This window comes from Candidatus Trichorickettsia mobilis (assembly GCF_034366785.1).
Classification (GTDB): domain Bacteria; phylum Pseudomonadota; class Alphaproteobacteria; order Rickettsiales; family Rickettsiaceae; genus Trichorickettsia; species Trichorickettsia mobilis_A.
This window is the reverse complement of the sequence record NZ_CP112947.1, coordinates 1-9,406: the sequence shown is the minus strand read 5'-3', so window position 1 is coordinate 9,406 and position 9,406 is coordinate 1. Positions and strand designations below refer to the sequence as shown.

Genomic DNA, 9,406 nt, shown 5'->3' with positions numbered 1-9,406 from the left:
TTAGCTTGGGCAAATTTATGACGACAAGGATCTTGGAGTTTGTTAGGCATACTCACCTTAAAAAAGAGTCATTTTAACTCTTGTACCTCACTATTTCTATAGCTTTTTTTGTTTATTCAAAAACTCGATTTACCTCAAAATCCGATTCATGTAACAAAGCCGTTCTAGCAGCGCCTTTAAAAAAGGCTCGCCTTTTTCTTTCAAGTGCAAAAGCGAAGCATTAATAAAAATCAATGCTTCGCTAATTCTTGATTTTTTATATATTGCTTACTTTACTTCTTTCAAATTATTAATTTGATACATAAACTTATTGTTATTCTTTAGCTTATAAGGCTTACCTATGCTATACTAGAGCCATGTTTATATATAGTAAAATAAGTTAATTATGAATAGAATCTCGCCGCGCGTGGATTTAGCATTCAAGAAAATTTTTGGAGTAGAAGAGAATAAAGATCTGCTTATTTCTCTAATAAATTCTATCGTATCCAAGGAAGACCAAATCGCTGATCTAATTCTACTTAACCCATACAATCCACAAAACTTTTACCGAGATAAGTTATCGGTGCTAGATATTAAAGCAAAAGGTATAGACGGTAAAAGATTTAATATTGAAATTCAAATTAGTGACGAAGCCGATTACGATAAAAGAGCTCTATATTACTGGGCTAAATTATATACAGAACAGTTAAGAGTAGCTGAAGATTATTCTTTACTTTCTAAAGCTATAGGTATCTATATCCTTAATTTTGTTTCGATTCCTGATGCGGCCAAGTATCACAACGTGTTTCATATTACCGAAAAGGATAGCGGCCTACTATACTTTAAAGATTTAGAGCTTCATACCATTGAGCTTAAGAAATTCGCTGATAACTCTAATGAAGAATTATCTGATATATTCACAAAAGTGAAAAATTCTCTAGACGTGTGGCTAGCGTTTCTAACAAGGAATGATTTATTAAAAACCGATAACTTGCCTAAAATATTAGACAGTCCTGAGCTTAAAAAAGCTATTAACGTGCTAGAAGTGATGAACTTTACCGAGGCTGAGAGAGAAGCTTATGAAGAGCACCTTAAATGGCTTAGAATCGAAGCTAATACTTTAAAAAAATATGGAGAAAAGGCTAAAGCTGAGAGTAGAGAGGAAGGTAGAGAAGAAGGTAAAACTGAACGAAATATAGAAATTGCTAAGAGTTTATTATCTCAAAATATAGATATTAATGTTATATCTACCGCTACCGGTTTATCTATTGCAGAAATTGAAAAGCTTTTATCTTAATTAATTATAGTGCAATTTGTTTCTTTCAATATTTTATATACCGCAGCGCGGCTTATTCCCATTTCTTTGGCAAGAGCAGTACCCATAATACCATTCTCTTTGTACTTCAGTAATTTATCCCGATCAATTTTACGCTTACGACCGAATTTTATGCCTTTAGATTTTGCTTCAATCCTGCCTTCGTTAGTACGTTCTAATATTCTAAGACGTTCTGCTTCCGCAACGGCAGATAAAATGGTAATTACCATTTTGCCTGTAGATCCTTCTGTACTGATACCGTCATCTAAAAAACGGATACCTACATGCATTTTATCAAATCGGTTGATAAGATTTATCATGTCGGCAGTATCTCTGCCCAATCTATCTAATTTGGTAATGAGGACTACATCACCCTCTTCTACTTTAAAAAGTAATGAGTTAAGACCGGGTCTATCAACGTTACTGCCGGTAGATTTATCAAAAAATATTCTTGATTCCTTAACCCCCTCTTTTTTAAGAGCTTGCTTTTGGATTTCTAATGATTGTTGTGAGGTTGATACTCGTGCATAACCAAATAATCTCATTTATATCTCCAAAACTGTCTATTAAATTGAAAAGTAGACTACGCTGTCTACTATATACTGATTTACGATTTAGTACACAGATTTTTTGAGTACTTTTTGACTGTCTACAATGTTATAATTTAATGCACAATAGAAACTACTATTCTATATTTGATGATGACGAACAGAGCGTTAGCCTTAAACACCATAATTTAAAGCAAGCCTTATGTTGAAAACAACCAGCTTAACCCCAGAAGTCAAAGAGCTTGTCAAAGATATGCAAATTGAGCTGCGTCAAGTCAAATATCTCAACAATATTGTCGAGCAGGATCATAGATTTATTAAAAAACGAACGAAGCCGATGCTTGGCTTTAACAGTTTTCGTTCAGCAAAAATTACTATTTCTGGTATTGAGAATATTCGTATAATTCAAAAAGGACAATTAATTGGATCTAATAACAATCTTTCTACTTTTGAGAATTTTAAAACTGATCTTGTACTAGTTTTCCGGACACTGGATCATGCGATTTATAATAAATTTTGTTCGAATAATACAGATATATTGTAAGCTATATTAGAGTGTCCGGAAAACTAGTACAAAATTAGTTTTAAAAAATACAGTTTATCAGACTCTTTGCACCAGTACAGTTTTGCTACAGTAACATTGTTAAAGCATAGTAAACTAATTTTAATAGACCAAGCCTTATTAATTACTAGCTATCGCCGAATCAACTATTTATTAAATCTCTTTTGAAGTTTCAAAAATAAAATCGAGATTAAAAGTTTATGATCTCCTAATCCCAAATTAGCAATTGATAGTAACAAGCTTGTAAGTACCTGACATAATTGTGCCTTCTTGTACTTATTTTATACATTTACTATATTTTAGATTATCTCTGCCAGTAAAGGTAAAGATGGTACTTTTCAGGTTACTAACGCAGAGGTAAAATTTCCTGCGGTAAAGTCCTAAAGATATCGCATTAATAAATTAAAAATTTTATAATAGAGGGATTATGCCTATTACCTATTTCACTAATAAAGACTCTGCACTATTGTTAATTGATCATCAAATAGGGACTATGCAACTCATAAGAACTATGGACTTAGAAGTAGTAAAAAAGAATACTATAGCTCTAGCAAAAGTTGCAAAAATCTTTAATATACCGGTAATTATAACCAGCTCACAAGAAAATAATTTTCAAGGGCCTTTAATAGCTGAGCTATCTGAGATACTACCAGAAGAATTTAATAATAGGATTAAACGGCAGGGAATTGTTAATGCATGGTCAGATAATAATTTTAGAGAAGCGGTTGAAGCTACAAAACGAAAAAATCTAATCATGGCTGGAGTTACTACTGATGTTTGTTTAGTGTACCCAGCGATTAGTGCTGTGAATGAAGGATATAAGGTTCAAGCGGTTTTAGACGCTTCAGGTTCACCTTTTGAAATTTCCGAGGAGACCGCACGGCAACGTATGGAGAGCGCAGGAGTAGTTTTAACTGCTACTAACACTCTTATAGCTGAACTAACGCAAGATTGGAGTAGACCAGAAGGTGAGGAGTTGATTAATATTTTATTGGGTATATTACCGACCACGAGTATAATAACATAATTAGATTTCTTGCATAACCTAGAAATGGTAGGTAATTCTGTTATTAAAATTTGTCTTGGTTCTAATTTGCTAGAGTACCCTAGGATCGTTGGTCACATTTTTCCTAAAATTCCTAAGATCAGAATAGGTTATGCACAAATTCTAACAACTAAGCTTGGGTTGGGATCTTATTAATTAGTGATAGACCATAAAATGAATTCAGAAATAGTTTCGAACAAGAGAGGTCAAAAAATATACCTCTCTCCTTATAATATAATTTAGTAGCGTAAAAAGATTAAACTTCCTAACTACCTATACTTTTTGCTAGTTAATGTAATTTTCGTATAATACAGCTCTCTGTCAATAAATAAGTAGTACAATTATGTTAAACATTGATAAGCTTAGCCCTATTGATAATAACGCACCAGAATGCTTGGCAATAAGAGAAGTGTTAAGTTTAGTCGGAAATAAATGGAGTATGTTGATTATTGCTATTTTAGCAGGAGGTACGAGACGCTTTAGCGAAATACAGCATAATATTGAAGGAATTTCTCAACGTATGTTAACTAGGACTCTACGTGAACTTGAATGGAACGGGCTATTAGTTCGTAGAGTTGAGGGTACTGTCCCCCCAAGCGTTTACTATTCGCTTACCCCCTTAGGTAGTACATTACTTTCTCCAATAGCCCTCTTAGTAGATTGGGTACAAAATAATCATCAAAAAATCCAAGAGGCACAACAAAAATTTGATAAAAAAAGGCCGACTAAAATATAATAGCCCTTCATTATAGCTCTTTAAAAGCTAATTTTGAGTTAGGAAGTTTCATTGGATTTGTAGTTAAGCTCCGCAGAATATTAAATACTTTTGAGAAAACTAAACAACCTTCGACAACGAAGATAGCGTTAAAAATTAATTTTCGAAGAGATCTAATGGTACTGCCAATCGTTTAACTGTTCTAAACAACTTGACGGTACGACTTTCAATACAGGCTATAAGCTATCAAAATTCATACTAAAGTTTTGTAGCATTGCTTAAGTCAATAAATGTTGAATTGCAGCACGTTCTTCACATAATTCGGTATAAGTAATATCAATATATTTACGACTAAAATCGCTAATTGCAAAACCTTGAACTATAGTATATCGCCCATCTTTACATGTGCAAGGGTATCCAAATATTAAACCTTCAGGAATTCCGTAGCTACCATCTGAAGCAACTCCCATAGTTACTATTTCATCTTTAGCAGTTCCACATATCCAACTCTTCATATGATCAATCGCTGCATTAGCAGCAGATGCTGCAGAGGAAAAACCACGTGCTTCAATAATTGCTGCACCACGTTTTTGTATTATTGGGATAAAGTCAGTTACTAACCAATTTTTATCAACTAATTCACTGGCTTTCTTGCCTTCCACCGTTGCATTGAAAATATCTGGGTACTGTGTTGACGAGTGATTTCCCCATGCTATAATATTTTTCACCATAGTAGAATGACTGCCAACTTTTTCGGCTAATTTACTCATTGCTCGGTTATGGTCTAAACGCATCATTGAAGTAATGTTACGCGGGTCAATAGTTTTTGCATTTTTAGATAAAATCAATGCATTAGTATTCGCTGGATTTCCTACTACTAACACTTTAACATCTTTTTTAGCAACTGTACCTAAGGCTTTACCCTGACCTACGAAAATTGCTCCATTGACTTCTAATAAGTCCTTACGTTCCATACCTTTAGTGCGTGGACGTGAACCGATCAATAAAGCATAGTCTACTTCCTTAAATGCTATCATAGGATCACTGCTAGCGCTAATCCCATGAATTAGTGGGAAAGCGCAGTCATCTAATTCCATAATCACTCCTTTAAGTGCATTCAGAGCTGGTTCAATTTCGAGTAATTGTAAGATTATTGGTTGATCTTTACCTAACATATCTCCGTTCGCAATACGGAATAATAAACTATAACTAATTTGTCCTGCTGCACCTGTTACAGCAATTTTAACTGGTAATTTCATAATGAGAATCCTAAAAACATTTCAACGAAAGTTAAAGTGTAACAAAAAAGATCTCAATCGACTATATATTTAGGATGGTTTAATACGTTTTATGTACAAAATGAGCCATATTTATGGTTCTGTCGTATCTATTACCAGTGATCTTTAAATCTGAGATAACAGGCTTAAAAAATATTTGAATGCCGTTTAATATTTCTTCGGAACTCCTAAAGCACTTCAAAGGATTTTGTTCATCACTGGAGATAATAAGGCTATTGGTCTATATGAAATGTAGATTTTCTCTAAGTTATCCTGATTTAGAAGAAATGGCTAGCATTAGAGGCGCTAAAATTGACCATGCTACTCTGCAAAGATGGGTAATAAAGTTTGTACCGTTAATAGATGCTGCGGTAAGGAAACGCAAGAAGCGCGTAGGCAGCGACAGTAATATCTCTGCTCTAAAAGCTGCAAACAAATACTTGCATAAAGACCAACAAATTGAGGTACGTCAGGTTAAATATCTCAATAATATTGTCGGACAAAACCATAGATTTATTAAGAAACGACCGAAGCCTATGCTAGGCTTCAAGAGCTTCCGTTCAGCCAAAATTACTATTACCGGTACAGAAAACATTCGTATAATTCAAAAAGAACAAATAATCGAATCTAACAATAATCTTTCTACTTTCGCAAATTTTAAAATGTTAATGGTCGCATAATGTCTAAAATCCTACTTTTGTCGATTAAGACAGATGATGCTTTACAGATGCGACAGAACTCTTATGTTATAAGTTAGTGAACGCTCAACGAAGCGCTTCCATAGCTTGCTAAAAAATCAAACATTAACTTCTGCTAGAAATATGGTTTAAGGAATTCAAGGAGAAATTAGTATCATAACTGATAATCTATTGGATTATTAAAATGTCAAATAACTATTAAAATTCCTAACTCCGAACATTTATAACAACGGATATCGCTTGCTACCACTATAGGAATGACTTGACTTTTATTCGTCAAAGGCTACCAAGTACCTAGGAAAATGGTAGCCCTGTAATTTAAAGATCTAGAAATTAGTATCTATAATTTCCCCGATATAATCGCTATTTAGAGCATAACACTCTTAACTGGTAAGATAGTTAAAAGGCTATTTCCTAGAGACAACTACCTTTAAGTATTTATTTAGTGTTAGTAACCGCTTAATACAAGAGCAACATAACCCCAATTTTATACCTGATATTATTTTTCTTGTTTTAATTAATGAAAAAATATAACCATTTTAAACTAGAAGAAGAGAGATAAAATTAAAGCTATAATATATTGCTCAATAATATAAGTTCGAAGACTTGCATTGTTATTTTGTATTATTATATATTTAATATAAGTGAGGTTCACTTAACTAGCAGAACGCAGTAGTAAACATCAATTAATAAGGAGGAATTATGACTTTCAATTTACCTAACGTACACCAAGATAGGAATCTCTCCAATAAACGTAAACGTGGTAACATCGATAGCTTGTTTAATAGCCTATTAGATGATTTCTTTTACCCAAGCTTAGCTGGAAATAGTCAACAAAGTAATTTTCTCTCTCCAAGAATGGATATATCCGAAACCGACGCAGAATATAAAATAGAGGTAGAGCTACCTGGTATAAAACAGCAGGATATAGAGGTTAAAATGGATAATAACATTTTAACTATCAAAGGTCAGAGAGAAGAAGAGAAAGAGGAGAAGGAACGTACTTATTATACTCGTGAAAGATATTATGGCTCATTCCAGCGTTCTGTTTCTTTACCTAATAACGTAAATCCAGACGATATAGAAGCTAAGTTTGATAATGGTATCTTACATATTCAAATACCGAAAAAGCCAACTGATAACTCTAAAAGAATAGAAATAAAAGGATAAGCATATTTTACGCTAATTCTAAAAGGAGACCACATTACTTAGCGAGCACTAATTAATATTATATAAGGGGACGGTAATTATGGATCAGAAGCAATTAAAATTGGATGCAACCCTAAAAAAAGCTAAATCGTTCTTGGCTTTAAGTATATCAATTACCTTAATTGCTTCTTTTTTAATTACCTCTTTCCCTATTCAGAGCGCATACGCTACTTACATTGAGAAAGAAGAGATAGCTGATCTGGTGGCTCCCCTTATGCCAGCGGTAGTAAATATCTCATCTACCTATAAAGCTAATTATAAGAATAAAAGAGAAAGAATATCTCCTTATAATTTTCCTGAAGGCTCGCCTTTTGAAGAGTTTGAAGAGCTTTTTAAAAGGTTTGGTATGCCTTTCGATATCGACAGAGACCCACGTTCTATCTCACGGCAAGCTGTGGCAGTAGGCTCGGGGTTTATTATCGGCTCTGACGGTTATATAGTTACTAATAACCATGTAATAAAAGATGCTACAGAGATTAAAGTAAAACTAAATAGTGGAAAAGAATTAAAGGCTAAAGTAATCAGCGCCGATCCAAAATCAGATCTTGCTTTACTCAAGGTAGAACACAATAAACCCTTACCTTATGTTAGCTTTGGCGACTCTGATAAAATTAGGGTAGGAGAAAGAGTAGTAGCGATAGGAAATCCTTTTGGATTAGGAGGAAGTGTAAGTTCAGGTATTATATCGGCGCATGCTCGAGATATTGACTTAGGAGGAGCAATCGATGAGTTTATTCAAACAGATGCAGCAATTAACAGAGGGAGCTCTGGGGGTCCTCTTTTCAATATGAGAGGAGAAGTAATAGGAATTAATACAGCCATAGTTACTACTTCTTTTGCTGAGGGTAACGTAGGTGTAGGGTTTGCTATTCCTTCTTCTATAGCTAAGCCTATTATTGAAGAATTAAAAAAAGGTAGTAAGCTGCAAAGAGGCTACTTAGGTTTAAATTTACAAGATGCAACTGCTGAAATGACTGAAGACTTAGAGTTAGGAGAACAAACCGGCGCTTTAGTCGTAAAAGTAATAAAAAATAGCCCAGCAGATAAGGCAGGCATTAAACCTGGAGAGATAATAACAGGTTTTAATGGGCAACCAGTATTAAGCTCTAAAAAACTTTCTAGGTTAGTGGGCTCTACCCCTCCTGGAAAATCTGTTGAGTTAACAATAATCGGTAAAGAGAAAAATGTTCGTGAAATAAAGCTTAAACTTGAAGACTTACAGGAATATGAAAAAACTCAGGAAAAAGTAGCAAAATCTCCGCAAGATGAAGCCAGGAACAGTTCCGCGATTGAGATAGAAGGTATAGAAGTTACTGTATTAACACCTGCACTAAAAGATAGATTCGATATAGAAAAAAAAGTTGCAGGGGTCTTGGTACTAAACGTAAAGAACGGCAGTGAGTGGCATTATTTAGGTATAAGAAAGGGCGATATAATATCTGAAGTTAATAACCAAAAAGTAGATACCCCCACTCAATTAGAGAAAGTGATAAAAGCTCAACAAGGTAAATCAAAAAAATATTTATCCTTACTAATCAATAGAAAAGGCCAGACAATGTTTTTAATGTTACAGATCCAGTAACGCTGCTTGAATGTTTGCATTCACTTCCTATGTATAACTCATGTTTATATATAAACATTTGGGACACAAAAAAGCGGATAGCTATGTATATAATGGTTGTCTTTAACAACATTATAACCCTAAATTATTCTAACATAATTTTCGTACATCACTTTATATTATGTTCATAACCCACCATTTGTGACACAGAGGTATTTAGGCAATTACAGAATATTTATCAGTTCTAACTAACGATAAATATTAATAATAAAATATGGAGAGGTTAAGATTTAAGCTTTTCAATTTCTGCAATAGATAAACCGGTAGCAAGAGAAATAGTGGCAATATCTATATTCTGAGCAAGTAAGTTTTTAGCAACTTCAATATTTCGTTCAGCCTTACCTTCAGCTCTCATTTTCTTTAGACTATTTGTTTCTACCCTAAGCCACTTTAGATGATCTTCGTAAAAGTCTCTTTCTTCTTCGCTAAAGTTCATT

8 protein-coding genes and 2 pseudogenes are annotated in these 9,406 nt (G+C 33.7%); 7 read left to right on the top strand and 3 right to left on the bottom strand.

Annotation, left to right across the window (positions count from 1 at the left end):
* Positions 1-385: 385 nt before the first annotated feature.
* On the top strand, positions 386-1,276 hold the full coding sequence (locus Trichorick_RS08775) for an Rpn family recombination-promoting nuclease/putative transposase (protein WP_323739279.1): 891 nt from the start codon (positions 386-388) through the stop codon (positions 1,274-1,276).
* On the opposite strand, the gene Trichorick_RS08770 is transcribed toward Trichorick_RS08775, so the two are convergent.
* Entirely contained in the window at positions 1,273-1,839 is a 567-nt protein-coding gene (locus Trichorick_RS08770) for a recombinase family protein (protein ID WP_323739278.1), read from the bottom strand. The genes Trichorick_RS08775 and Trichorick_RS08770 overlap by 4 nt on opposite strands.
* A 241-nt stretch (positions 1,840-2,080) precedes the next feature.
* Between Trichorick_RS08770 and Trichorick_RS08765 the strand changes: the two are divergent.
* From Trichorick_RS08765 to Trichorick_RS08755, 3 genes and pseudogenes are all read left to right on the top strand, one after another.
* Positions 2,081-2,386 (top strand): annotated as a pseudogene (locus tag Trichorick_RS08765) (DDE-type integrase/transposase/recombinase); the annotation flags it as partial.
* A 445-nt stretch (positions 2,387-2,831) separates the two neighbouring features.
* On the top strand, positions 2,832-3,431 hold the full coding sequence (locus tag Trichorick_RS08760; RefSeq protein WP_323739277.1) for an isochorismatase family protein: 600 nt from the start codon (positions 2,832-2,834) through the stop codon (positions 3,429-3,431).
* 361 nt (positions 3,432-3,792) lie between these two features.
* Positions 3,793-4,185 (top strand): winged helix-turn-helix transcriptional regulator, encoded by a 393-nt coding sequence (locus Trichorick_RS08755; protein WP_323739276.1) that lies wholly within the window; start codon positions 3,793-3,795, stop codon positions 4,183-4,185.
* A gap of 257 nt (positions 4,186-4,442) precedes the next feature.
* On the opposite strand, the gene Trichorick_RS08750 is transcribed toward Trichorick_RS08755, so the two are convergent.
* Positions 4,443-5,423, bottom strand: coding sequence for a malate dehydrogenase (locus Trichorick_RS08750; protein ID WP_323739275.1), 981 nt, complete (start codon positions 5,421-5,423; stop codon positions 4,443-4,445).
* Positions 5,424-5,602: 179 nt separating this feature from the next.
* Between Trichorick_RS08750 and Trichorick_RS08745 the strand changes: the two genes are divergently transcribed.
* The 3 genes from Trichorick_RS08745 (at position 5,603) to Trichorick_RS08735 (ending at position 8,930) form a co-directional block, all read left to right on the top strand.
* Positions 5,603-6,121 (top strand): DDE-type integrase/transposase/recombinase, encoded by a 519-nt coding sequence (locus Trichorick_RS08745; protein ID WP_323739274.1) that lies wholly within the window; start codon positions 5,603-5,605, stop codon positions 6,119-6,121.
* Between the two features lie 720 nt (positions 6,122-6,841).
* Entirely contained in the window at positions 6,842-7,309 is a 468-nt protein-coding gene (locus Trichorick_RS08740; RefSeq protein WP_323739273.1) for an Hsp20/alpha crystallin family protein, read from the top strand.
* Positions 7,310-7,388: 79 nt separating this feature from the next.
* Positions 7,389-8,930, top strand: coding sequence for a Do family serine endopeptidase (locus tag Trichorick_RS08735; protein WP_323739272.1), 1,542 nt, complete (start codon positions 7,389-7,391; stop codon positions 8,928-8,930).
* A 262-nt stretch (positions 8,931-9,192) separates the two neighbouring features.
* Here Trichorick_RS08735 and Trichorick_RS08730 read toward each other — a convergent pair.
* Positions 9,193-9,406 (bottom strand): annotated as a pseudogene (locus Trichorick_RS08730) (hypothetical protein); the annotation flags it as partial.